This is a genomic window from Paenibacillus sp. WG02, assembly GCF_055396115.1.
Map to the genome: position 1 here is coordinate 2,704,921 of NZ_AP036016.1, position 25,095 is coordinate 2,730,015.

Annotated in this window: 20 protein-coding genes; 17 read left to right on the forward strand and 3 right to left on the reverse strand. The window is 44.7% G+C overall.

Translation table 11 applies throughout. The features are described from left to right. Nucleotides 1-70 precede the first annotated feature (70 nt). The 6 genes from ACBP55_RS12035 (at nt 71) to ACBP55_RS12060 (ending at nt 7,791) form a co-directional block, all read left to right on the forward strand. On the forward strand, nt 71-1,084 hold the full coding sequence (locus ACBP55_RS12035) for a response regulator (protein ID WP_464651801.1): 1,014 nt from the start codon (nt 71-73) through the stop codon (nt 1,082-1,084). Then, complete coding sequence (locus ACBP55_RS12040; protein ID WP_464651803.1) at nt 1,081-2,922, forward strand: cache domain-containing sensor histidine kinase; 1,842 nt, start codon at nt 1,081-1,083, stop codon at nt 2,920-2,922. Before ACBP55_RS12035 ends, ACBP55_RS12040 begins: the two co-directional genes overlap by 4 nt. 89 nt (nt 2,923-3,011) lie before the next feature. After that, nucleotides 3,012-4,544, forward strand: a complete 1,533-nt coding sequence (locus ACBP55_RS12045) for an extracellular solute-binding protein (protein ID WP_464651805.1) — start codon at nt 3,012-3,014, stop codon at nt 4,542-4,544. A 63-nt stretch (nt 4,545-4,607) separates the two neighbouring features. Continuing rightward, complete coding sequence (locus ACBP55_RS12050; protein WP_464651806.1) at nt 4,608-5,507, forward strand: ABC transporter permease; 900 nt, start codon at nt 4,608-4,610, stop codon at nt 5,505-5,507. Then, nucleotides 5,507-6,376, forward strand: a complete 870-nt coding sequence (locus ACBP55_RS12055) for a carbohydrate ABC transporter permease (RefSeq protein WP_464651808.1) — start codon at nt 5,507-5,509, stop codon at nt 6,374-6,376. Before ACBP55_RS12050 ends, ACBP55_RS12055 begins: the two co-directional genes overlap by 1 nt. A 113-nt stretch (nt 6,377-6,489) precedes the next feature. Further along, on the forward strand, nt 6,490-7,791 hold the full coding sequence (locus ACBP55_RS12060; RefSeq protein WP_464651810.1) for a Gfo/Idh/MocA family protein: 1,302 nt from the start codon (nt 6,490-6,492) through the stop codon (nt 7,789-7,791). Nucleotides 7,792-8,328: 537 nt separating this feature from the next. Here ACBP55_RS12060 and ACBP55_RS12065 read toward each other — a convergent pair. Further along, the gene (locus tag ACBP55_RS12065; protein ID WP_464653293.1) at nt 8,329-9,252 is read right to left on the reverse strand and encodes an IS3 family transposase; all 924 of its coding nucleotides are present in this window, start codon (nt 9,250-9,252) and stop codon (nt 8,329-8,331) included. After that, complete coding sequence (locus tag ACBP55_RS12070; RefSeq protein WP_464644440.1) at nt 9,201-9,518, reverse strand: transposase; 318 nt, start codon at nt 9,516-9,518, stop codon at nt 9,201-9,203. Before ACBP55_RS12070 ends, ACBP55_RS12065 begins: the two co-directional genes overlap by 52 nt. A gap of 203 nt (nt 9,519-9,721) precedes the next feature. Between ACBP55_RS12070 and ACBP55_RS12075 the strand changes: the two genes are divergently transcribed. The 5 genes from ACBP55_RS12075 (at nt 9,722) to ACBP55_RS12095 (ending at nt 15,937) form a co-directional block, all read left to right on the forward strand. After that, nucleotides 9,722-12,058: a discoidin domain-containing protein gene (locus ACBP55_RS12075; RefSeq protein WP_464651811.1), complete on the forward strand. Its 2,337-nt coding sequence runs from the start codon at nt 9,722-9,724 to the stop codon at nt 12,056-12,058. A gap of 87 nt (nt 12,059-12,145) precedes the next feature. Beyond that, complete coding sequence (locus ACBP55_RS12080; protein ID WP_464651813.1) at nt 12,146-13,474, forward strand: glycoside hydrolase family 27 protein; 1,329 nt, start codon at nt 12,146-12,148, stop codon at nt 13,472-13,474. 249 nt (nt 13,475-13,723) lie between these two features. Next, entirely contained in the window at nt 13,724-14,374 is a 651-nt protein-coding gene (locus ACBP55_RS12085) for a chromate transporter (protein WP_464651815.1), read from the forward strand. A gap of 17 nt (nt 14,375-14,391) precedes the next feature. After that, nucleotides 14,392-14,928, forward strand: a complete 537-nt coding sequence (locus ACBP55_RS12090; protein WP_464651817.1) for a chromate transporter — start codon at nt 14,392-14,394, stop codon at nt 14,926-14,928. A 34-nt stretch (nt 14,929-14,962) separates the two neighbouring features. After that, on the forward strand, nt 14,963-15,937 hold the full coding sequence (locus ACBP55_RS12095; protein ID WP_464653294.1) for a formylglycine-generating enzyme family protein: 975 nt from the start codon (nt 14,963-14,965) through the stop codon (nt 15,935-15,937). A gap of 66 nt (nt 15,938-16,003) precedes the next feature. Here ACBP55_RS12095 and ACBP55_RS12100 read toward each other — a convergent pair whose 3' ends face one another. Continuing rightward, on the reverse strand, nt 16,004-16,615 hold the full coding sequence (locus tag ACBP55_RS12100; RefSeq protein ID WP_464651819.1) for a TetR/AcrR family transcriptional regulator: 612 nt from the start codon (nt 16,613-16,615) through the stop codon (nt 16,004-16,006). Between the two features lie 231 nt (nt 16,616-16,846). On the opposite strand from ACBP55_RS12100, the gene ACBP55_RS12105 reads away from it, so the two are divergent. The 6 genes from ACBP55_RS12105 to ACBP55_RS12130 all read left to right on the forward strand — a co-directional run bounded on the left by ACBP55_RS12105 (nt 16,847) and on the right by ACBP55_RS12130 (nt 25,043). Next, the gene (locus ACBP55_RS12105) at nt 16,847-18,337 is read left to right on the forward strand and encodes a DHA2 family efflux MFS transporter permease subunit (RefSeq protein WP_464651820.1); all 1,491 of its coding nucleotides are present in this window, start codon (nt 16,847-16,849) and stop codon (nt 18,335-18,337) included. Nucleotides 18,338-18,474: 137 nt separating this feature from the next. Beyond that, the gene (locus ACBP55_RS12110; protein ID WP_464651821.1) at nt 18,475-20,259 is read left to right on the forward strand and encodes a sensor histidine kinase; all 1,785 of its coding nucleotides are present in this window, start codon (nt 18,475-18,477) and stop codon (nt 20,257-20,259) included. Continuing rightward, on the forward strand, nt 20,259-21,803 hold the full coding sequence (locus ACBP55_RS12115) for a response regulator (RefSeq protein WP_464651823.1): 1,545 nt from the start codon (nt 20,259-20,261) through the stop codon (nt 21,801-21,803). Before ACBP55_RS12110 ends, ACBP55_RS12115 begins: the two co-directional genes overlap by 1 nt. Before the next feature lie 113 nt (nt 21,804-21,916). Next, nucleotides 21,917-23,197, forward strand: coding sequence for an ABC transporter substrate-binding protein (locus ACBP55_RS12120; RefSeq protein ID WP_464651825.1), 1,281 nt, complete (start codon nt 21,917-21,919; stop codon nt 23,195-23,197). Nucleotides 23,198-23,280: 83 nt separating this feature from the next. Then, the gene (locus ACBP55_RS12125; protein WP_268617254.1) at nt 23,281-24,171 is read left to right on the forward strand and encodes a carbohydrate ABC transporter permease; all 891 of its coding nucleotides are present in this window, start codon (nt 23,281-23,283) and stop codon (nt 24,169-24,171) included. Continuing rightward, nucleotides 24,168-25,043, forward strand: a complete 876-nt coding sequence (locus tag ACBP55_RS12130; protein WP_464651828.1) for a carbohydrate ABC transporter permease — start codon at nt 24,168-24,170, stop codon at nt 25,041-25,043. Before ACBP55_RS12125 ends, ACBP55_RS12130 begins: the two co-directional genes overlap by 4 nt. The last annotated feature ends 52 nt before the right edge of the window (nt 25,044-25,095 follow it).

The following is a 25,095-nucleotide window of genomic DNA, read 5'->3' on the forward strand; positions in this document are numbered from 1 at the left end:
CAGCGCGTAGTCCAGTATTTTGGCAGAATGTTGTATAGTTTGCGACATAGAGCACCGAGGAGGGAAGAGGATGTACAACGTGTTGGTAGCCGAGGACGAGCCATGGGTGCTGAGAGCCATTGTCGAAATGGTTGAAAAAGCCGGTCCGGAATTTCGGGTCGTAGGGGAATGCATAAACGGAGAAGAGGCATGGCAGCTTATTTTCGAGGAATGGCCAACGCTGCTGATCACCGATATCATGATGCCGCAAATGGACGGCCTTCATTTGATCGAGTTGATTGCGAAACATCATATTCCGCTCGTCCCTATTATTATTAGCGGATACGACAATTTTCAATATGCTCAAAAGGCGATGAAATTCGGCGTATCCGAGTATTTATTGAAACCGATTGATTTCGAACTGCTGCAGCAATCGTTGCATCGTTCCAAAGAAAAGCTCGAAACATTGCGCGGCTTGAACGAACATGTGGTCAAATTTCAAGCAAATCTGGATTTGCTGCAGGAAGGGAAACCGAAACTCGTTCAACAGAAGCAGACAGATTTGATAGAATCGGTTCTCAGGCTCAAAAATTTGAATAGGAACGCAAGAGTCGGATTACTGAATATTTTTGACAGCAAATTAAAAATGTTATTGAAGGATTATGCTATCGACGTGAGAGAGACCGCACCGCTGCATTCGGACAACGATAGCGCGATTCTCGCCTATTTCAAGGAGTTGACTGAAAGATGGATTCTTCAGGCTTCAACTTCAATAAGCACGAACATTGCTTCCATTGAAAACGCTTGCATTTATATAAAAAAACACTACAGGGAAGATATTTCGTTGACGGAGATGACACAATATACCCACTTCAGCACATCGCGCTTCAGCGCGCTGTTCAAGCGTCATACCGGAAACACCTTGATCGAATATGTCAATCGCTTAAGAATCGAAGAAGCGAAAAAACAGCTTGTGGAAACGGCATTTTCTGTATCCGAGATCGCCGAGCAGACTGGCTTCTCCGCCGTATCCTACTTCACTAGAGTATTCAAAGCTTCCGTGGGGTTATCTCCCTTGGAATACAGAAAGAAGATGGGGTCATGAAGCGTTGGAACTGGTTTTCCGGAATTTCGTTGCGAAAGAAGCTTATGATCGTCATTATGTCGGTCAGTCTGACATGCATCTCGCTTGTTGCTTTTTTCTCTACGCAGTACTACAGCGATTCCGCTAAAAAAGATTTTTACAACATTGCTCAAGACTCGACTTCCCGTATAAACCACCAGCTTGACCGTTATTTCATGCAGCTGGCGCAATCTACCTATGCTTCTAGCGCAGGTCCGCTTCCATCCACTCAGCTCGTCACGAACCCCGAGAGCGGGCTGCTTCAAGAATGGCTCAGATCAGGGCAAACGTTCACCGCCGAGAAAAGAGCTATCGTAGAAGGGATATTGACCCGGCATATCGCCTTAAACTATTCCAACATTCACGGTATCATTCTTCGTTCCGTGGACGACCGGATCCTAATGTCCCGAGACGCATTCGGCGGGCATGAATTCGAATCGGTTCCTTGGAAGGACGATCCGCTGTCGAGCACACTTCGCATCGTTCCGACGTTTGCAAAAGGAGAGTCGCAATTTTATTCGTTGAAATCGTTTATCAACCTGGTCATTCCGGTGAATGATCCTCAGACGCTCACTCTGAACGGGAATTTGATCCTGGCTTTGTCTTTATCGGAAATCGAAAAAATGTTAGGACAAGGGACGCTCGGGAAAACCGGCTATTTTTTTATCGTGAACGACGAAGGAAGAATCGTATACCACCCGGATTTGAATCTGAACGGCAAATATTTAAGGCAAACGGCTTTCGGAAACATCGATCTGAGCAAAACGAACGATATGTTGATGTGGAATGGCGAGCAAATATTAGTATCCCAACATTATTCTCCGTTTACGAACTGGCATGTGTATGCATTCGTCCCGTTTCAGGAGATGGCGGTTGGGCTGAAGGTCGCACAGAAATCGAGCGTTTACATTCTTATCGCCGTCATTTGCTTATCGTTGTTGCTTACGCCAATCATCGTACGGTGGTTATTCAAGCCGATCTCCCGCCTGAAAGAACTGATGCACCAAGTAGAACTCGGCGATCTGACCGTCCGGGCAGAACTATTACCGGGAAGAGACGAAATTCAACTGTTGAACCGCAGCTTTAATAAAATGACCGCCAGACTGGACGAACTCGTCCATACCGTTCATGCGTTGGAATTGCGTGAGATGCACCTGGAGCTCCGTCAAAAAGAAGCGACGATCCAAGCGCTGCAAAACCAAATCAACCCGCATCTGCTCTATAACACGCTGGAAATTATTCGAAGCATCGCTTTTATTGAGGAAGTTCCGACAATCGAACGAATGGTTGGCAACTTGGCGAGTGTTTATCGATACACAACCAAAATGGCTGGGCAGGAAGTAACGTTAAAGGATGAATTGGACATTCTGGTCAAGTATTTGGATATCGTCAATGTCCGCTTCCCCAAAAGCTTTCAGAGCAAGCTGCAAATTCATGATCGATTTCTGGATTTCGCCATCGTGAAGCTATCGATCCAGCCGCTCGTCGAAAACAGCGTCAAATATGCGGTGGAACCGAGAAACGGGAAAGCCTCCGTGTTCGTAAACGCTTTTGAAGACAATGGGGATCTTATCATCGAGGTGGCCGACAACGGCCAGGGTTTCCGGCCTGAAGTATTGACGGAAATTAACAAGCTTTTGCGGGAAGTGGACAAAAATCCATATACGTTCGCCAAGCCCCTCTCTCTCGGGATCGTCAACGTCCATGCCAGGCTCGTCCTTAATTACGGCATTCCATTCGGGTTAAGCATCGATTCCTTCGAAGGCAAGGGAAGCGTCGTTTCCTTAAGAGTTCCGAACAGGAGGTCAGGAAGAAAATGAAAAAATGCAATAGGAAAGTGAAAAAACGGCTCTGGTTACATGTCTATAATGAGAGTGTAAGCACATTTATGGAGCAGGGAGGTCAAAAAATGAGAAAAGTATTTTCAATTGGACTTGCAATCGGATTGGCCGTAACCGTCGTCGCAGGATGCGCGGGAGGAAACAACGACAAAGAGCAATCGAAGCAAACGGCGGCGCCTTCCGCTACGGCCGGCAAAAAAATCCGGATCGATATGATGGCTGCCTCTTGGAAAGGCGGCGGATGGCCGGACGATAACCACCCTATTATCAAGTACATTAACGAGAAATTCAACGTGGATCTTCATGTGCAATGGGTTCCGTCAGGAAGCTATGCGGAAAAAATGGCCGTCGTCGCGGCATCCGGCAATTTGCCGGACGTCATCCGGATCGATTCGCAGGTCGACTTCATGAATTGGCAGAAACAAGGCGCGCTGCTGGACTTGAAGCCTTTTTTCTCGAAATATCCGAACTTGCAGAAAGGCTGGTCGGAAGAAGATTTGCAAAGCATGAGCCCCGTCGGCAAAATATTCGGTTTCCCCATTCCTAACGGAGTGAGCAACACCATTTTCGTTCGGACCGATTGGATGGAAAAATTGAACATTCCGCTTCCGAAAGAGGACGAATTTACGGTCGACAAATTCTACGAGATTGCCAAACTGTTCGCGACAAAAGATCCGGACGGTAACAACGTCAAGGATACCTTCGGATTTACAGCCGACAAAAACGGCGTCAATCCCGAGCTTCAGTTTGCGTTCGGCATAGCGAACGGATGGAAAGAAGAAGGCGGTCAACTGATTCCCGCCAACGTCCAATCCAAGGAATGGAAAGACTACTTGTCGTTTATGCGCAAGGCATATGAAGAAGGGGTGCTCGATCAGGATTTTGTGACGAACGCCAATCTCAACGATAAGTACGCGCTTGGAAAAATCGGATTCGCTGATATGCATTACACCTTGCGCAATACGACGAACCAAGGGTTAAGTAAAATTTCGCCGAACGCCAGATTCGACTATTTGTCCCCGCCGAAAGGACCGTCGGGAGTCAGAGGCAATCCTACGCCAATCAGCGGGGTCATGAAGGTCACATTAAACGCAAAGCTGGACGCAGAAAAACGCGACCGCATCCTGCAACTGTTCGATTGGTGGGTCTCGGACGAAGGCACCGATATACTAATGAACGGGATCGAAGGCGTACATTACAAAAAGAACGCAGACGGTACGTTTTCGCTGACACCCGAAGCGGCTGCGGAAGGAGAAACACGACAAGCTCTGCTCTGGAACTGGGTGTTGAAGAAAAAATTCGATAGAGACAACATATACAAATGGTCAGATAAGAAATTTTCAGATGAAATACAAAAATCGTTAACAAATGCTCGGAAATACCCGGTTCCGAACAAGGGGGCAGCCTACTTGCCGTTATCCAAGACGTATACGGAAAAAAGCAAAGATTTGGATATGAAATTTACGCAAGCCGTCGTAGAGATTATCGCAGGCAAAAAGCCGGTCGATAGTATCGATCAAGCGATCAAGGAATGGAAAGCGAACGGCGGCGATCAGATCGTGAAGGAAGTTAATGAGCAGAATGCGGCCATGAAGAAATAAAAGGAGATTAACGCTGCCCCGTGCGGAACGCTTTCCGCACGGGGCAGCAGCAAGGAGGAGCTTATGAGAATGGGATATATGGCTCGGGCGCTGCCTATTTACTTGATGATACTGCCTGGCGTTCTATTTTTTCTTATTTTTCGATACGTGCCGATGGCCGGCATTTCGATCGCTTTTATGAAGTACAATCCGTTCCATGGCATACAGGGAAGCGACTGGGTCGGATTAGACAATTTCCGCAAGCTGTTCGCCGAGAATGATTTTTTGCTCCTATTGAAGAATACGCTGCTTTTGAATGTGATGGATCTCATATTCTTCTTTCCCGCTCCGATCATAATCGCTTTACTGCTGAACGAGGTTCGGCGCAAATGGGCCAAAAATTCGGCCCAAACGATCCTTTACGCGCCGCACTTCCTTTCCTGGGTCGTGATTGTAGGGATTACATTAAAGCTGTTCGCTACCGGCTCCGGAGGCATCAATCAGCTTCTGGATACATGGGGGTTCGGTCGGATCGAACTGATGACGGATTCGGGATACTTTCGTTGGGTATGGCTGTTCCAAAGCATTTGGCAAGGAGCCGGTTGGGGAGCGATCATTTTTCTTGCCGCATTAGCCGCCATTGATCCGACATTATACGAAGCGGCCATCGTCGACGGGGCGAACCGCTGGAGACAAATCTGGCATATTACGTTCCCGGCACTGCTCAACGTCTTCATCGTGTTGTTCATATTGCGGATCGGTCATTTGATGGATTTGGGCTTCGAGCATATTTTCCTGCTGCAAAATCCGCTCAACCTCTCTGTCTCCGACGTGTTCGAAACGTTTATATACCGGGAAGGGATCACGAAGGCTAACTTCAGCTACACAACAGCAGTAGGATTATTCAAATCGGTGGTTGGGTTGGTTATGGTCTTGATCGTCAATCGGCTTGCGAAAAAAGTAGGGCAGGAGGGGGTTTTCTGATGGTACATCGTTCCAGAGGCTCCGATAAGCTTCTCGACATCATCGTCTATAGTTGGCTGGCCGCATCGGTGCTTTTTGTCCTATTTCCACTGTTCTATGTAGTGTCCGTATCGTTGGCCCCGGAAAAAGAGTTTTTGACACGCGGTTTTTTCATCATTCCGCACGACTTCACACTTGACGCATATTTGTATTTGCTGACGAACGAGCGGTTTTTGAACGTGTTCACAAATTCCGTCATCATTACGTCGGTCGGCACCGTAATCAGCATCGTTACGACCGCATTAATGGCGTACGGATTGGCGAAGCCTTGGCTCAAAGGGCGATCGATTATCAATTTTATGGTTTTTTTCACGATGCTGTTCTCCGGCGGGATGATTCCAACCTACCTGGTCGTCAAGGAGCTGCACTTGCTTGATACGTACTGGGCATTATGGCTTCCTTCGGCCATCGCCTCGTTCAATGTCATCGTCATGCGGGGGTTCTTCGGTGCTATTCCAGCGGAACTGGAGGAATCGGCCCGAATGGACGGCTGTGGTGAATGGCGGCTGTTTTACTTGATCATCATCCCGCTTTCCATGCCGGTGGTCGCAACCTTCACCCTTTTTTATATGGTCAGCTACTGGAACACTTATTTTTCTGCGATTCTTTATTTGAACGACAGCAAGATGATGCCGCTGCAAGTATTTTTGCGTCAAATGCTGATGGAAGACGACCCGAACATGTCTCAGACGATTACCGTTGCCTACAATTACACGCCGGGCGCTGAGATGGCGGCTATCCTGCTTACCGCCCTTCCTCTGCTTATCGTCTACCCTTTCCTGCAAAAGTATTTCAATAAAGGGGTTATGCTGGGTTCTCTCAAAGGGTAACGAAATCCGAGCTTCGAATGAACTTGGCAGACCCCGGAGGGCGACGCTTGATGAGGGGAATCAAAAACCGGGAGCCATATCTTGAAAATGGTCTGAGGGGGATAAGGGGAGAAATGGGCAAGGATATGATTGATAAACAAACGAATCGTCCGATTTCAGCAGTCATCGTAGGAGCGGGAAACCGCAGTATGATATATGCTTCGTATGCGCTGAAGCATCCGGAGGAGCTGCGCATCGTCGGCGTCGTCGATCCCGAGCCGATTCGCCGCAAGCTGGCAGCGGACAAATTCGGCTTGGCGCCGGATGTGATCTTCGAGTCGCTGGAAGGGCTGCTTGCGGGGCCTCGGCTCGCTGATGCGGCAATCAATGGCACGATGGATAGGCTGCATGTTGCGACGACCATTCCGCTGCTGGAGGCAGGGTATGATGTCCTGCTGGAAAAGCCGGTAGGCATCTCGGAGGAAGAAGTGCTTCGGCTGCATGCGAAAGCAAAGGAGCTCGGGCGCACCGTCATGATTTGCCATGTTCTCCGCTATGCGCCGTTTTACCGGTCGATCCGGGAGCGGATTGCAGCGGGAGAAATTGGGGATATCATCAGCATCCAGACGGCCGAGCATATCAGCTACGACCATATGGCGACGGCGTTCGTCCGCGGCAAATGGAACTCGAAGGAACGCTGCGGTTCGTCTATGCTGATGGCAAAATGCTGCCACGATCTGGATCTGCTGACGTGGATGAACGAAGACGTATGGCCGAAACGGGTGGCGAGCTTCGGCAGCCGCGACTTTTTCCGTCCGGAGAAAGCGCCGGAAGGAGCCGGCATGCGCTGTGTCGTCGACTGCAAGATCGAGGAAAGCTGTCCGTATTCCGCCCGCAAGAACTATATCCAGAGGAACCGGTGGGACCACTTGATCTGGCGTGACGAGGACTGCGGCGTTGTCACGACCGACGAAGAGAAAGAAGCGGTGCTTCGCGAAAGCCCGTTCGGCCGCTGCGTCTGGCACTGCGACAACGACGTCGTGGACCGCGAGTCGGTGCTGCTTCAGTTCGAGAACGGCGCTACGGCTACGCATACGATGCTTGGCGGCTCCGCCCGCCCGAGTCGCACGCTCTATATCGTTGGTACGAAAGGCGAAATTCAAGGCGTTCTAGAAGATGGCTGGTATGTCGTGCGTCATGCGTCGCCGCTAACCGAACCGAAATATTCGGAGGAGCGCGTCGAGGTCAGTGTGGTTGGCGATAGTCACGGCGGCGGAGATCTCCTGCTCGTCCAGGATTTTGTCAGCATACTGAGCGATCATGCGCCGTCTATCTCGTCCACTTCGTTAGAACGGTCGATTCTTGGGCATTTGATCGGCTTTATCGCCGAGCGTTCCCGCGAGGAGAGCCGGATCATGGAAATTCTGGCCATGTAATTGCAGAGCGTTATCGGCAAAATATTATTCGAAAGGAGACGGATGGGCATAAAATGGGATAGAGCATCTCCGCAGTTTGACATGCTTTAAGGCGACTAGTATTTTGATTCCCAATTACCGTTCCTATGAAGGCCAGGAATATTCGAGATTGTCATATCGGAATTCTAATGAATCCACAAATCCTTATTAGTGCTGTATGGGTCCGGTTTTCACCGTAACGAATTCAGGAAACGCTATTTTCGTTATAAACGGCACCAAGCAACGTCCTGCGAACCCAATAGCGAAATTCCGGTTCGTTACAATTTGGGCCGAACGAAAATAGACCCCATATCGTTCCCACGGTTCGTTACGATCATGGTGACTCTTTATGGAACTAACTACTAGTAGATCGTTACTTAATATAGTTACGAAGACAAGTTACGGAGTGTGTACAACGATTCTAGGTGCAAATTTCCAACTAATTTCTTGAATTTTCTTGAACCAGCACAATTAGCGGTAGGTTTGCTCTTCTGTCAAGAAAGTGGACACTCCTAATTTTCAGGCAGTGCGTCTATAGTACTGCTGCTCAAAGCGAAGAGGGGACACATAGCCTAGCGTACTGTTGGATCTTTTTCGGTTGTAAAATAACTCTAGGTAACGATACAACTTCTCATAGGCTTCCTGCTTTGTTTTGAATGTCGGGGTGCAGTAAATAAGTTCGCGCTTTAAAATGCTATGAAATGCCTCGATACAGGCATTATCATAGCAGTTCCCTTTACGACTCATGCTAGCTCTCATTCGATAGGTTTTGAGCTGTTTACGGTAGTCACTGGACGCGTACTGAGCGCCACGATCAGAATGATGAATAAGCCCCTCCTTGGGCTTCTTAGCGTGATAAGCTTGTTTTAATGCGTCTAGCACGAGGTCTGTCGTCATGCTGTCGCTGAGCTTCCAACCTACAATCTGCTTTGTGTACAGATCCATTACGCTTGCTAAGTACAGTTTTCCTTCACGACAGGGAATGTAGGTAATGTCAGCTACCCATTTTTCATTGGGTTTTGTCGCTGAAAAGTCTTGCTCGAGTACATTTGGAGCGATGGGTTCATTGTGTTTCGAATCCGTTGTTGTTACTCTGAATTTCTTTGACATACAAGAGCGAAGGCCTTGTTCACGCATGATCTTGCCGACAGTACGCTCAGATACCCGCAATTCTTCCTTTTTAAGTTCATTCCATATCCTTGGACTTCCGTACCGTTGATCAGAGTCCTTAAAGTGAAACTTAATCCGCTCTGTTAGCATCTCTTTGTGTTTTTGCTGTTCGGACGGTGCTGCCGTACGCCATTTGTAATAGCCGCTCCTGGATACTTTAAGCACGCTGCACATCTTCTCCACTGGAAACTCAGAGCGATGATCTTCAATGAATTGAAACCTTAATTCTTTGGTTTGCTGAAGATGTGCACCGCCTTTTTTACGATAGCCAATTCCTCTTCTACATCAGCTAAACGGCGGTCTTTCTGATTCAGTTCACGTTCTTTTTCTTTCAATAGTTGCTCGAGTTCTCGAACCCGTTCACTTTGATTGACGGATTCGTTTTTAAACTCGCGGTATTTTGCTTTCCAAGCATGTAGCGTTTTGGCAGGTATGTCCAGTTCGAGTGCGATCTCCTCTACAGACTTTGTCTGCTCTTGCAAATACTTTGCTGTTTGACGTCTAAATTCTTCATTAAATGACCTCCGCTGCCCACTCATGTGAACACCTCCTAGTTATGATTATTATCTAATTCTCTTAGTGAGGTGTCCACTTCTTATTCTAGGTGCAGTTTTCCCTTTATTCTTACGGTGTGGCCTGCTTATTCTATGGTTAAGAACGTTAATTGTAGAACACGGCATATCGTGTAAGCGCATTCAACGAGGGGTATTTCAATAAAGCAAATAGCTTGGGAGGAATGATTATGAGAAAGTCGGCTAAATGCAAAAGATTAATTTCATCCGTTATGGCGATTATCGTTACAGCGGGATGTATAACATTTTCACAGAGCTTTGGAGTACCGGTTGCTGCAGCTCAGGAAATTTCAGGGCGGTATAAAGACCCTGCGCTACAAGTTCCGAATGTTATCGTGCCAGAAACCCAAGCGGCCGGCGTTCGTTTTAATGCATTTGATCCAACCGTATGGGATTATTCAGAGGCACTTAGCGATGAATTCAGTGGAAGCACATTGTCGGACAAATGGCATCCGGCCTATATGGACTGGTGGCCCATACAACAAAATGAAGGCGTCGGCGGTTCCATACCTACATACACGGTAAACAATGGTGTTTTGACGCTGATTGCTGATCCATCGCGGCCTTTTTGGTGGGATCGGGGTTTAGCCAAACACGATGGCTATCGAGGCGTGGGCATGATGGGTGGCGCTAAAGATTACGTAAACAATGGCCCCCAAATAGATGGCGTGCCTATTCAAAAGCATGTGCCTTATATGGATGCGCTCGCCACCACCTATGGCTTTTTTGAAGTAAGAACCAAAATTGACAGGGGTGCAACCATTATCCCGGCCATATGGTTTGTTGGCTTTCACGATAAGGGGGGCAACAGTCAGAACGCTGAAATCGACATCCCTGAATTCTTTAATGCGGAAGATTATCCGCAGAACAATAACAAACTCGGGATTTGGCATATCAAAGACCCCAATGCGTTCCCGGAAAGACCTTCTTCCCAAACAGATATCAGCATGTATTTGAATCCAGGAGAAGACTACAGGGATGAATTTCATACCATCGGCATGGAGTGGGCGCCAGGCTATGTCCGCTATTTCTTTGACGGACATTTGATTCGAGAACATGCGGTAAATATCAATTATCGGATGATACCCATTTTTTCAATCAATCATCGCGCAGAAGGTGTTCTAAACCCGCCAACATTAAACTTTAATATAGACTATTATCGGGTCTGGAAAAACAGGAATGTGGCGGATCCCTATAAAGCGCCAACATTGCCGGCAACCGGAAATATCGCTTCCTATGCCAAATTCAGTATGTTCGGCCAAACTTCGGGGCAATTCAACGCAACGCCGCCTGAACGGATGAATGACGGCGATTTAATATCGCCTGTGTACAGTGGGTTGCAGTTGAATAGCCCGCTTCCGGGAAGACCTGCTGTTACCCTGGAGCATACGCCCCTGCCCGCATATATTTATGCAGATTTCCACGGCAGTGTCAATTACAATACAGTCAATCTATATGCGACCTTGGCGCAGAGCCAAGCTCCTACGCTTGTCGATATTGAAACATCGGCAACCGGAGAAGAGAATTCCGTCTGGACGCCGGTCGCGCAAAATGTCCGATTGAACTGGTGGACCAACTCGGACCAGGCAGAGGGCATGGCCATACGTTTTCCCGATGTAACCAACAATAAGCACATGAGAATTGTAGTGAAAGAAAGCAACTTTAATGCGGATAAAAAATTTGCCGTATCCGAGATCGAAGTCGGCCAGAATATCCAGCTGCAAACGGAACAAAACATAGCGTTAAATAAGCCCGCTACAGCGATTAGTCAAAATTCCCATACGGCAGCCATGGCAGTCGATGGAAGCATGGGGACTTGGTGGTCTGCGGGCAACGGCAATGCGAACAACTGGTGGCAAGTAGACTTGGGGAGAAGCTACAACTTATCCGGAAGTGAGCTCGCATTTTTGGATAATACAAGAATATGGAAGTATAAGGTTGAGGTTTCGTCTGACAACACAAACTGGACGATGGTCGTGGATCAAACAGCAAACACAAGCAGCGAACAAACGCAGACACATCACTATTCGGCTACTGGAAGGTATGTGAGGGTAACGGTAACCGAAACTCCCGGAACGGCATGGACCGCTTTCAGTGAATTTAGAGTGTTTGGAACTCCCGTAAATTTGGCTTTAAATAAGACTGCTTCTGCAATAAGCCAAAACACCAATACAGCTCAGAGGGCGAATGATGGTGCTATCGGTACATGGTGGTCGGCAGGCAACGGCAATAACAACAACTGGTGGAAGGTAGATCTGGGGAGTAACCTCAACTTGGCCGGAAGCGAGATCGTTTTGCCGGATGGGAGCGGACCTTGGAAATACAGGGTTGAGGTGTCAACCAATAATTCCACCTGGACTACGGTGGCTGACAATACGGCAAACACCAGTTTGGCACAAACGCAAACACACAGTTTTACGGCAAATGCCAGGTATGTAAGAGTGTTTGTGACCGATACTCCCGGAACGGCGTGGACAGCGATTAAGGAATTCAGAGTGTTTGGATAGTAAGCTTAATATAGAAATCTATTAGAGGGATAGTTGCTACTATCCCTCTTTCAAGCTGATCATGGGCTCCGTGAAAGGATGGAAAAGATGGAAAAACAGACAAGGCGTTTAACTCCGACTCCGCCTTTGGGATGGAACAGCTTTGACAGCTACGGCTGTGTCGCTAACGAGCATGTGCTTCTGGATAATCTGGAAGCGATGGCGCTCAAGCTCAAGCCGTATGGCTATACGTATTTCGTCGTGGACAACGGGTGGTTCGCCGAATATGCCGTTCCGCATGGAGCACGATTCCCAGTTGTACAGCACGCCGACGATGTGAGGATCGACGAATTTGGCCGATACCTTCCTTCAAACTGTCATTTTCCACATGGTTTACAACGGCTTATTGACCGTACGCATGCTTTAGGACTGAAATTCGGCATTCATCTCATGCGAGGCATCTCCCGCAAAGCGGTGGAGTTAAACACGCCTATTCACGGTACGCCGTATCATGCGCGTGAAATTGCCGATCTCTCGGATACCTGTGCGTGGTGCCATTACAACTACGGTGTGGATATGAACAAGCCTGGTGCGCAAGCTTTCTACGACAGCGTGGTCCGTTTGCTGGCCGAATGGGGAGTTGACTTCATTAAGGCCGATGATATAACCGGATTTCCTGCAGAAATCGATGCTTTGGCCCATGCCATTGAGAAGTGCGGCAGAGAGATCGCGCTCAGTTTGTCACCGGGTGATCAGACCGTGCAGGAGCATCTGCCGATTTATGGCAAGGCGAATATGCTGCGGACGACATCGGACATTTGGGATAACGGCGCCGATCTCGGCAAAGCCTTTGATAAATGGGCGGAATACCAGGATTGCATGCCAGAGGGCTGCTGGCTGGATCTCGATATGATTCCTTTCGGGCATCTCCAGGTTTGGAAGCCTAAGGCACAGACTGCGTCGAGCCAATCGGAGGAGCTTCTGAATGGCAAAGGCTCGGAACGGATGAGCGGATTAAACGAGCATCAGAAGCACACGTTTATCACAATGCGGGCGATGGCCGCTTCTCCGCTATTCATGGGAGGCGACCTGGTTACGTCCGATCCGCAGTCCATTGCACTTATTACAAATGAAGCTATGCTGGGTTGCAATCAGAATGGTATTATCGGCCGGCGAGTGTCGCAGCAGGCCGGCATCGAGATGTGGGCCACCCCGAAGCGATTCAGCCTTGGCGAGGGCTGGATTGGGGTGTTCAATCGTAATCCAGATCCAAAGCGACTGCGTATCTCACGCGCCGAGCTATTGCTTCAATCCGATCAAAGCTACTCCATAAAGGATATATGGAACGACAAGTTGCTTGAAGACCAGCCCTTTTACGATATCGAGTTAGCAGCGGACGGAGTTTGGTTTTTGTCCATATCCTGTGTCTCACTATAAATCCACTACTCTAATAAGAGCGAGGATTTTATGGTTTGTGTGTGACAAGATTAGTTTGAAATAATTGAAACATAATTTCAAATTAAAATTAACTAAGTGGTAACATCGAATTGATGGTCTTTTTTTACGAAGAATGATATAAATTTTAAATTACTATATATCACGAAATTGAAAAATGAAAAATCTTAATTCCAAAATAAAATAAAGTGAGCTATAATAGAAATACAAACTCGATTCGGGAGGTTGCAAATGGGAATAAATCGTCTCAAAGTCATTAGGGATATTTTTTGGACGTTTTTGAAGATTGGACCCGCTACTTTCGGAGGTGGTTATGCCATGCTTCCGATCATTGAGAGGGAGGTTGTCATCAAACGGGCATGGATTCCAGAGAAGGATATTTCCAATCTTATCTCAATCGCAGGCTCCGCACCTGGTGGCATTGGTGTAAACGCTTCGGCATTCATCGGATACCGATTGGCTGGAATTCTTGGGGCTGTCGTGGCTGTTATTGGTATTACACTTCCTACATTCTTGATTGCCCTATTACTTAGCCTTGCTTTTAGTTACATGCAGGGGAATTCTAAGGTAGAGGCTGCGCTTACAGGTATTCATGCTGCAATTATTGGGCTCATTGCTGTAGCCGCTTATAATATGGGCAAATCAGCTATTTTTGATAAAACAACCTTGTTTACCTCGCTTAGTACTTTAATCATTTTATTGTCTTTTCCGATTCATCCCTTGTATGTCATCCTTGTTGGATTATTTATTGGAATTATCTTGGTAAAAGTAAAGGAAGCTGTAGGAATCCAAGTCCGCTTAGAAAAAGAAGACCAGGTCCAGGTATCAACCCTTGGTAAAGGCTACGCCAATTACGAGTATTTTTTTGCTGAAGGAATATAACAACAGGAGGCGGAGACATGTTATGGGAATTATTCCTGACTTTTTTTAAAATTGGATTTATGTCATTTGGCGGCGGTTATGCGATGATTCCTGTCATTGGGCATGAAGTTGAGGCTCATGGGTGGCTTGTAAATGAGCAATTCACGAATTCAGTTGCTTTGGCAGGTATGGCCCCAGGACCCATTGCTACGAATACAGCAACATTAATCGGGTATGAAACAGCGGGAATTATTGGAGCAACAGTTTCAACAATTGGCATCATTCTGCCATCACTTCTCATCATTATCATTATTGCATCATTCTTCTACCAGATGGATCAGAATAAACAGATTCGCTCCATCTTCTATGGGCTGAAGCCTGTCGTGACGGGTTTGATTATTTATGCAGCGATACATTTTGGTTTCGAGGGCAAAGCTGAGAGTTTATTTACTTGGAAAAATGTAAGTATCGCAGTAATGGCTGCAGGGATTTTCGTTGCAGTATTGAAATACAAATTATACCCATTAACGGCTATCTTACTATCAGGTCTAGTCGGTATTGCTTTATTCAGTTAGTTAAGTTTACATAAAAGTAAAGGGGGGATCTCCAATAGATACCAATAAACCTTCATGCTGCTCAGCAAGTCGGAGCGCTATTCATCAAACAGACACAAGCCCAGAGCGTTTAATGGATCTTACACAGGTTCAAGCAAAGTCAAATTGCCAAACAGAACGAATGATTTATATTCCAGGTGGGAAGTTTTTAATGGGGACTGACGATCAAGAAGGATTCCCATCTGATGGTGAGGGGCCTGTCAGAGAAATTTCTGTTAACCCTTTTTACATCGATGCTACGACGATAACGAATGAAGAATTCAAGAGATTTGTTGAGGATACAGGCTTTCAAACAGAAGCTGAAACCTTTGGGTGGTCCTATGTTTTTCATCTTTTTGTTTCTGAAGCAACTGCGTTGCAAGTGAAAAAATCGGCCCAACAAACACCATGGTGGTGGGTGGTTCATGGTGCTGATTGGCTTCATCCCGAAGGTCCTGATTCTGGGATCCAAGATAGGATGGACCATCCGGTCATCCATGTATCCTGGAATGATACAGTTGCGTATTGCCGATGGGCTGGAAAAAGGCTATTAACAGAGGCTGAATGGGAGTTTGCTGCCCGAGGCGGATTGGTGCAAAAGAGATACCCTTGGGGTGATATATTGAAGCCGGACGGACGGCATATGTGCAATATTTGGCAAGGAAAGTTCCCAGAGAAAAATCATGCTAGCGATGGGTATGCGGGCACGGCGCCTGCCAGATCCTTTGAACCAAATGGATACGGTCTTTACAATGTAGCTGGTAATGTGTGGGAATGGTGCTCGGATTGGTTTAGCCCTTCCTATCATGTCAATGGCACAAAGGATAACCCCATTGGCCCTCCATCTGGAGACAACAGGGTTTTAAGGGGAGGTTCGTACTTGTGCCATGCCTCCTATTGCAATCGATATCGTGTGGCGGCAAGGAGTAAGAATACACCTGACAGTTCTGCGGGAAATATAGGTTTTCGTTGTGCTGCTGATGTTAATTAAGCACCCATGTCGCGAATAACAAATGAAATCAATTTGGTCCAATGGCGTTCACTCTCAGGGTGAGCGTCATTTTTCGTTGCTTCGAGATTTCTTGGTATTTAGAGTAGATTCTGTTTGCGGGACATGGAGCAATTCTGAAAGCTGTGTAGCCAAAAAAAGCGGCGTGTAGGGCAAATCATTGCGAAGCCAGAAAACAATCGTACCAATGATGGCTGAGGAACCGTACCAGATCGCAATATCTTTTTGAACGTTCAAAATTGTGGTTGCCTCCAGCTTGTCCATTCGACTGGTGATAAAATCAGCGATCAGCTTCATGAGTCGTTCCGTAAATATGGGTATACGTTTGGAAGCGAGCAGAACCTTGTAAAATTTTGAATTCTCCGCGATATGCTCAAGCATTTTTATAATGATCTGCATGTTAAAATTGGGCGGATTCGGAGCTTCTTTCAAGATAGCATGGATTTCGTTAATCATGTCTTCAGCCAATTTATCGATCATATCTGGAATATCACGATAATGAAGATAGAAGGTAACACGATTAATCGTCGCTCGCTCTGCGATGCGATTCACGGTTATTTTCTCAGGCTCAAGTTCCTGAAGTAATTCAATAAATGCATCTCGAATCAATTGGCGCGTACGAAGGACACGCGGGTCTATCCGTAGTGATTTTGTTGACATGAGCGATCACTTCCTTTCTCCCCTAATGAGCTAAACGACAAATTCTGCAAGTTTTGTAGATAATGTAATGGATAGACGACAAATATTTCGTAAGTGTCAACTAATAAACATTTATAAGAAAGCTGTTGCTTGTGAACATTAGGATTGATTACTATAATACTATTTACATCAAGTTTATTATACAACACTTTGTTGATTAGTTTGAAATTGAATTTGAAAGGAATAAGTGGTATGAGTAAAATTGCAGCATTTGATAGTAGTTCGATTAAGAAAGGTCCACTTCTATTTGTTATGATTCTGGGGGCATTCATTGCCGTTCTGAATCAGACGATTATGAGTGTTGCCTTACCGAAGCTCATGGTCGAGTTTGATATTGCCGCTTCGACTGGCCAATGGCTAACCACTGGCTATATGCTGGTTAACGGCGTTTTAATTCCGATAACAGCGTTCCTCATGCAACGGTTTACGACGCGTGAGCTTTTTCAAGCTTCCATGATTATTTTCCTCATTGGAACCATTGTTTCAGCAGTTGCACCTGGCTTTGAACTTTTATTGGCTGGCCGCCTCATTCAAGCAGCTGGGGCTGGTATTTTAATGCCGCTTCTCATGAATGTCATCCTAACGATCTATCCGCCAGACAAGCGTGGAGCTGCTATGGGAATGGTTGGTTTGGCTATCATTTTTGCTCCTGCTGTCGGTCCTGCTATTGCTGGCTATATTTTGGAGCATTATTCATGGCGTACACTCTTCTATGGCATAATTCCATTTGTTATCATCGTTATAGCAGTCGCGTTTATCTATCTGAAAAATGTCTCTGAACGTGAATATCCCAAAGTTGATATATGGGGTGCCGTTCTCTCAACAATCGGATTCGGTTTCCTTCTATACGGCTTCAGTAGTGCTGGTGGCAAGGGATGGTCTAGTATGGAAGTTATCCTGTCTATTATTGTAGGTGTAGTTGCCTTAATATTGTTTACATGGCGGCAACTGGTTATCAAAACTCCACTTCTAGATCTTAGGGCATTCAAATACAACATGTTTACCCTGACAACGTTAATCAACATTGCGGTTACGATGGTCATGTATGCGGATATGATGCTGCTTCCTTTGTATTTGCAAAATGCTCGAGGATATACCGCGTTGGAGTCAGGCATCCTTATGCTCCCTGGAGCTCTGCTAATGGGAATCATGATGCCAGTGGCTGGTAAGCTGTTCGATAAGTTCGGAGCGAAGTGGTTGTCCATTATCGGTATGGCCATTACAATCGTAACTACACTTGGATTCATCAATTTGACGGATTCAACAAGTTATACGTATTTAGTTCTCATGTCCACAGGACGACGTTTGGGGATGGCTCTTTTCTTAATGCCAATCACCACGGCGGGCCTCAATCAATTGCCTTCAAGGCTGAATGCGCATGGTACAGCTATTTCCAATACCATTAAGCAAGTGGCAGGAGGCGTAGGCACCGCACTGCTGGTCACGGTTATGACGACCAGAACCAAATCTCATCTCGTAGAAATGATGACGGCAAGTAAAACAGCGACTGCCACGAAGGAACTTATTAAAGAGGCGTCTATTCAGGGGATTAATGATTCTTATCTTGTCATTATCGGAATCGGTGTTGTCGGCTTACTGCTTTCCTTCTTCATTAAACGTGTAGGTCAGGCTGAGGAAGAAACGGAAGTTATTGTAACTCCGAAACCCGTTAATGCAACTTAGGAATAACCGATAAAAGTTAGGCAGAAAGGGCTTCTCCATGAATCGGGAGAGGCTCTTTCATATGTTTCGTCAAGGCTGTAGCGAAAAGTTTTAATTCATGATAACATAACTGAAATTGTAGACATGGGATGGGGCCAATGAAAACTTTCTTCTTGCGAACGTTAAAAGGGCGAATGATTTTATATTACTGCACAATTTTCATTGTTTTTATTGCGCTTTTAGGTGGTGTCACTTATCAGATTTTCATGAACGTCATGACAAATCAGATTCTACAGTATACAGAAAAGATTATCGAAGAAAAAAGAAGCAGCATCGATTCGTATTTTAACCAAGTTGTCAATCTGGTCCAAATATCTGCCGGGAGCCAGGTGTTGCGTGACGCCATTAAGCAGCAAGATAACCAAGACAGTATCTCAAAACTCTATTACCAAAGGCAGGTAAGTGATTATTTTACTAACATTCTTCGCTTCAATAGCAATATTAATGATTTTTTTATTATCAATGAAAAAGGTTATATTTATGCTCAATCCGGAGCAACTGTGAATAATACCTTTAATTTTTTTAATCAGCCCTGGTTCCAGAAAATCCATAGTGATTACTTTCATGTTTATTTTCTAGGTGTTCATCCTGAGGATTACTATATTTTAGATAACAATAATGAAGGAAATGTCGTCTCTGCGATTGCTCCAATTTACGATTTGAATAGCGTCAGTTCCGACCGAAAGGTGTATCTGCTTTGTAATATGAAGGTTAAAGGAATAGAATCCATTAGTAATGAGACACAGCTTGAAAAAACGGGGTATATTACCATATTGGATCAAAACAACAATCCCATCTATAAACCGACTGGCGCTCAATTTTCCCTTAATTCTGAACTCGAGCGTACCAATTACTTTAAGCAGGAGAGCGGATATTTTACATTAGGCAATGGTTTGAAAAAAAATCTAATTGTATACAAAACACTGAAAACAACCAATTGGAAGGTTGTAGCTTACATCCCTTATAGTGAAATGTATGCGCATACAGATGTAATCCGTTATATGGTTCCCTTATCCATTCTTATCGTAATAACATTGGTTGTCCTAGCATCTGTACTAATTGCAGCACGAATCAATAAACCGTTGATGCGCTTGACAAACAAAATGTATTTGATCGAGGGTGGCCATACGGACGTGCAGTTGTTCGATAATAGTACGGAAGAGATCGAAAAGCTAACTCGGCGTATCGATTCAATGATTTATAAAATTAAAACGCTTACCGAAGAAAATTTCAGCTATATCCTGCAAAATAAGGAAAGTGAATTGAAGATTTTGTTAAGTCAAATTAACCCTCATTTTTTGAATAACACGTTGCAATCTATTAAAGCTATGGCAGTAATCGGGAAAACAAGTGAAATTAGTAGGATGGTTACTTTAATAGGAAATATGCTCAGGTATGCGATAAACTCCTCCAAGGATGTGGTGACCATTCAGGATGAGATTGATCATATTACCAATTATTTAAAGATCCAAAATTATCGTTATCCCGAGAAATTTATGTATGACACTGTAATATCCGATGAAATACGAAGATTGTACACGCCAAAACTGATTCTGCAACCTGTAGTGGAGAACGCTATCTTACATGCATTTCAACAGCTGCAAGAAGGTAGGATTCAACTAACTTTCGAAGCTGTTTCGCAGGGCATTCAAATAACTATTTTCGATAATGGCAGAGGTATGACTTCAGAGGAACTGGAAAAAGTGTCAGAGAAACTATCGGAATTTGATCCCGATGAAGAGTACAAGGGGGGCGTTGGATTGAGGAACGTTCATCAACGTATTCGTAACAAATATGGATATCCTTACGGGATCATCCTTTCTTCGGAAATAAATGCCGGTACTTCTGTAACCATCTTGATACCCTGGTTAGGAGATGCGTAATGATAAAAATGGTTATTGCCGATGATGAAATTCTGACGTTGGACATGCTGGAACGTATTATCGATTGGACGAAGTTAGGTATAAAAATTGTAGGTAAGGCAACCGATGGAAAAGAAGCCCTGGAACTGATACATCGTGAAAATCCAGAGATATTTTTAACAGATATTCAAATGCCACACATTGAGGGCATCGAGTTGATCAAGATGCTGGCACAATCGCATCCTAATCTAAAAATCATCATTCTTAGCGCTTATGGTGAATTTAAATATGCTCAGGAAGCAATTCGTTATGGGGCCATTGGCTATTTGGTAAAACCAATAGATGAGGTTGAACTGGAAGAACTGGTTGAACTAAGCATAAGATCGAATCAAGAATGGATAGCCAAAGAGCAAGAGGCGACTTACCGCAAGCTTCTGATGACTCGAAATGGAACTCCCGCATTGCTTCAAACGATGGAAAGCAAAGGTATTCGTGTATTGCATCATTATCGCATGTTCATCATTCAAGCGGATCCCATTACCGATAATGATCAACTTCTTCTTGAGGATCAATTGTCTTTCATTTCCGAAAGAGTTATTGCTATTATTCGGCAATACATGTCTGAACATGCAATCCCCGGCTATTTGTTTGAATTTCAGGAAAAAGAATGGATATGTATGGCTGAGCAATCGGATGGTTTTGGAAACCAAATTATCCAGCTGCTCTTGGCGGAACTTCGATTCAATGTTGTTGTCGGTGTAAGCACCTTGAAGGAATCCTTAAATAAGCTTTATGAGGCATATAGCGAAGCTATGGATTGCTTAAGCTATCGCTTTCTTTTTAGTTCGGAACATGTATTAGAATACGAGGAATTGATGTTATCGAGTTCAGATCATTCATATTTCCAAGAAGAAGTGTATGTAAAAGTGCAATCCTTAACCGAAGAGATCCTGGCAGACCCGCTCGGAAAGACGGATTGGCGAAACAAGCTAACGAGCATTTTACATGAAACAACCCGTCACCCCGATGGCATTTACTCACTTTTATTTGGCATGCTAGTCAGACTTCGAATGAAAAAATGGGAAAAGAAGAACGGAATCGATTATGCGGATAACCATCCAGTTTCCTTTGAGGCTCTAAAGAAATATAAGACGTTAGGAGATTTGCTTGATTATTTGGAGGAAACGATTCAACAATTGGGTCAAGAATATGATCATTTTCCAAGTCACGGTAATGAACTAGTAAGTAAAGCAAAGGACTATATTCAAGCTCATTACGATAAACAGATCACATTGGAATCCATTTGCTCTCACATATCCATAAGTAAGAATTACTTTAGCTCCCTGTTTAAAAAAGAGACCGGCATGAATGTATGGGACTACTTAACCATCGTTCGGATTGAATACGCTAAGAAGCTTTTGGCTAATACGACATTGAAAAACTATGAGATTTCGGAACAGATAGGCTACGAGAATCCAAGCTATTTTACTAAAATGTTCAAAAAACTAACGGGCGTGTTACCTCAGGAATATCGAGTTAGCCATAATGGGGGACGGGAATCGTAATATTGTATCAGAAAGTAAGTAATATTCTTTCTTCTTAGAAAACGGTTTCAATTTTATAATGACCATGTAAGCGTTATTATAGAAACTTGGATAAAAAAATGAGGAGGGGTTTTATGCAAAAAAAGGCTTCGATGGCATCACTAGCTTCAGTAGTGCTGCTTGCTTCTTCTATTTCTCTAACGGGATGCGGGACAGGAAAAGAAACCGCCGCAGATTCGAAAGGATCAAAAGACAAAGTCACGATCCGTATTGCATCTATTAATCGGGATGAAACTAGAAAGGCTTTTCTTGATATGATCAAGGAAAAGTTCCCAAACATTACAATTGACTATAATTTTATCGACAATAACACGTTTACTGATGTTGTAACGACTCAGCTTGCGTCCGGCGGCGGGCCTGATATTATCGAAGGATATGATATTAAGTGGGTCAAAAACGGTTATTTATTGGACTTGACCGGTAAGGAATTTATTACCAAGTTCACTGACAATGGATTGAAACCAACTAATTATGAGGGCAAGATCTATGGCATTCCGACAACGGGATGGTTCGAAGGTGTTTTTTATAACAAGGACATTTTTGATAAAAACGGGTTAAAACCACCGAAAACATTCGACGAATGGCTCGCTATTCATGAGAAATTGAAACAAAACGGTGTGAAACCGCAAGCAATGGGTGCCCAATCTTGGGAACCGATGATGAAACAATCGATGTCTATGGCCTTTAATGAATTTTATTCGAAACCTGAAAATAAAAACTTCGATCAGGATGTACAAACAGGCAAACGTAAGATTTCTGAGTGGTCGGATGCTTTCAAAGTCTGGGATGAAATGGTTCAGAAAAAATATCTAACCCAGGATATGCTCGGCATCAGTTATGATCAAGCATTGGATGAGTTTGCCTCCGGTAAAGCTGCAATGTGGGAATCCGGCCCGTGGTCCTATGACGCGATGATGAAAAAGAATCCGAATTTGAAGCTGGATATGTTCCCATTACCTGGTAAAACATCAGCGACTGGCTATTTAGTTGGCGGTCCTGGAAATCCATGGAGTGTCAACGCAAATGGTAAGCATAAAGATGAAGTGCTGCAAATTTTGAATTTGATGGCTACACCAGAAGCCCAAAAAGCGTTAATGAAGAGTTACTTTGGACCTTCTTTCCTTAAAGGATTAGATAATCCGGAATTGCCAGCACAATATACAAGCGTCAAAGATGCATTTGTACAAGGTAGAGTTTACGCACCGTGGCCGTATTGGGGCCCGATAGGCGGCTCTAACTTTATCACTGAATTGGGTAAATTGCTTCAAGACCATCTTGCAGGAGATAAGACAATAGATCAAGTGCTTCAAAAAGCGGATAAAATAGCAGCTGATATGATTCAACAGGCTAAATGACGATGAAGTAAGAATCTTATAACTTTCAGGAGGATGTGTTTATGTGAATAACCACATCCTTTTTTATTAATGAGGTGAACTTGATGCATAAAGGTATACAATTTCGAAGGGATCTGGTTTTTATCGGGTTCATTCTACCCGCATTTTTGGGCTATCTGATCTTTTATTTATATCCGATGCTTGCAACCTTTCTATACAGTTTTACAGACTGGACGGGTTATCGAAAAGAGATACATTTTGTAGGGCTGAAAAATTTTGTGAAGTTATTTCAAGATGAAGACGTTACGATTGGTATCAAGAACTCAGTTGTTTACGCGCTTGCCATGACAATTTTCCAAAACGGTCTTGCGATCCCTTTGGCTGTTGCTTTGCACCGTCCATTAAAAACCCGGAATCTATTGCGAACCATATTTTTTGTGCCCGCAATTTTGAGTCCAATGGTCGTAGGCTTTTTGTGGAGCTACATCATGTCTGCAACAGACCACGGCGTTCTGAATCAGGTGTTAGTAAGTTTCGGTTTTAATAAAGTCAATTGGTTAGGCAATCCCAAATTAGCGTTATACTCCGTTATTTTCACACAGGTTTGGCAGTGGACCGGGTACGCTATGGTCATTTACTTGGCTAACTTGCAAGGGATATCGAAAGAGTTATATGAATCCGCTGGCATTGATGGGACGAACGGTTGGCAAAATTTTTGGTACATTACCCTGCCCATGCTGATTCCGTCCATTACCTTCAATACCGTAATGAGTATGATTGGCGGACTGAAAGTGTTTGATGTTATCTTTGCCATGACGAACGGAGGCCCGGGGCATGCAACGGAAACCATCGTGATGACGTTGATCACCAAGGGGATTACCCAAGCTCAATATGGATATGGATCAGCATTTGCAGTCGTGTTTTCGCTTATCATTATGCTGATTACGTTCATTCAGCTGCGAGTTTTGAAACGATGGGAGGAGAAGTTATTTTGAACAAGCGCGCGTTCTCGACTCAAACGGCTCGTTCTCTCTCTAATTTTAAAAAAGGAGCCAAAGGTGACATTATACTGGAGGTTATTCTTCTTGTTATCGCGATCATTTCCCTACTTCCAATTTATTACATGGTGAATACGACCTTACGTACTCCTGATCAGGTGATTACAAGCCCGTTCGGTTTCCCCGAACAATTGGACCTCAGCGGGTATGTAAGAGCTTGGAATATGATGAATTATCCAAATGTGTTTAAAAATAATTTAATTATTGCTGTTGTATCGGTTAGTGGTGTCATTTTACTTTCTTCAATGGCAGCCTATGCTTTCGCCAGACGTCCCGGCAAAGTGTTTAATTGGCTATTCGTCACGATCTTGATTGGCGTTATCATGCCTTTTCAAGTAGCTACTATTCAACTATTTCGTGTTCTAACCTACCTTCACTTAACAGATACCTTGCTAGGCGTTATCCTTGTCGAAATCTTCGTTGCTGTTCCGTTTAATGTTTTTTTAATTAAAAATTTCGTGAATAGCGTGCCAATTCAGTTAGAGGAATCGGCTTTTATAGACGGTGCCGGTGTTTGGAGGACGTATTGGCGAATTACGTTCCCGCTGTTGCAGCCGGTAATTGCCACACTGACGGTTTTAGATTCATTAAGTGTTTGGAATGACTTTTTTACTCCATTATTAATACTTCATTCACGTGCGAAAGGAGTTATTTTACTCGAAGTCTATCGGAACGTGGGGCAATTTCAAACGGACTGGACGAACTTTTTTCCTATGATGATATTGGGGGTAGCCCCGCTCGTGATCCTATACTTATTTATGCAGAAGTATATTGTAGAAGGTGTCTCTACAGGAGCTGTTAAAGGCTAGAATTGAAGGAGATAAATGACCAGCGGCGAGGCAGTGGATGTTAGGAGGAGAG

Coding starts and splice junctions, on each gene's coding strand:
- ACBP55_RS12120 (WP_464651825.1), top strand. CDS start 21,917: ATGCAAAAAAAGGCTTCGATGGCATCACTAGCTTCAGTAGTGCTGCTT.
- ACBP55_RS12050 (WP_464651806.1), top strand. CDS start 4,608: ATGAGAATGGGATATATGGCTCGGGCGCTGCCTATTTACTTGATGATA.
- ACBP55_RS12075 (WP_464651811.1), top strand. CDS start 9,722: ATGAGAAAGTCGGCTAAATGCAAAAGATTAATTTCATCCGTTATGGCG.
- ACBP55_RS12105 (WP_464651820.1), top strand. CDS start 16,847: ATGAGTAAAATTGCAGCATTTGATAGTAGTTCGATTAAGAAAGGTCCA.
- ACBP55_RS12100 (WP_464651819.1), bottom strand. CDS start 16,615: ATGTCAACAAAATCACTACGGATAGACCCGCGTGTCCTTCGTACGCGC.
- ACBP55_RS12040 (WP_464651803.1), top strand. CDS start 1,081: ATGAAGCGTTGGAACTGGTTTTCCGGAATTTCGTTGCGAAAGAAGCTT.
- ACBP55_RS12070 (WP_464644440.1), bottom strand. CDS start 9,518: ATGAGTGGGCAGCGGAGGTCATTTAATGAAGAATTTAGACGTCAAACA.
- ACBP55_RS12115 (WP_464651823.1), top strand. CDS start 20,259: ATGATAAAAATGGTTATTGCCGATGATGAAATTCTGACGTTGGACATG.
- ACBP55_RS12125 (WP_268617254.1), top strand. CDS start 23,281: ATGCATAAAGGTATACAATTTCGAAGGGATCTGGTTTTTATCGGGTTC.
- ACBP55_RS12090 (WP_464651817.1), top strand. CDS start 14,392: ATGTTATGGGAATTATTCCTGACTTTTTTTAAAATTGGATTTATGTCA.
- ACBP55_RS12080 (WP_464651813.1), top strand. CDS start 12,146: ATGGAAAAACAGACAAGGCGTTTAACTCCGACTCCGCCTTTGGGATGG.
- ACBP55_RS12060 (WP_464651810.1), top strand. CDS start 6,490: ATGGGCAAGGATATGATTGATAAACAAACGAATCGTCCGATTTCAGCA.
- ACBP55_RS12035 (WP_464651801.1), top strand. CDS start 71: ATGTACAACGTGTTGGTAGCCGAGGACGAGCCATGGGTGCTGAGAGCC.
- ACBP55_RS12085 (WP_464651815.1), top strand. CDS start 13,724: ATGGGAATAAATCGTCTCAAAGTCATTAGGGATATTTTTTGGACGTTT.
- ACBP55_RS12045 (WP_464651805.1), top strand. CDS start 3,012: ATGAGAAAAGTATTTTCAATTGGACTTGCAATCGGATTGGCCGTAACC.
- ACBP55_RS12110 (WP_464651821.1), top strand. CDS start 18,475: ATGAAAACTTTCTTCTTGCGAACGTTAAAAGGGCGAATGATTTTATAT.
- ACBP55_RS12055 (WP_464651808.1), top strand. CDS start 5,507: ATGGTACATCGTTCCAGAGGCTCCGATAAGCTTCTCGACATCATCGTC.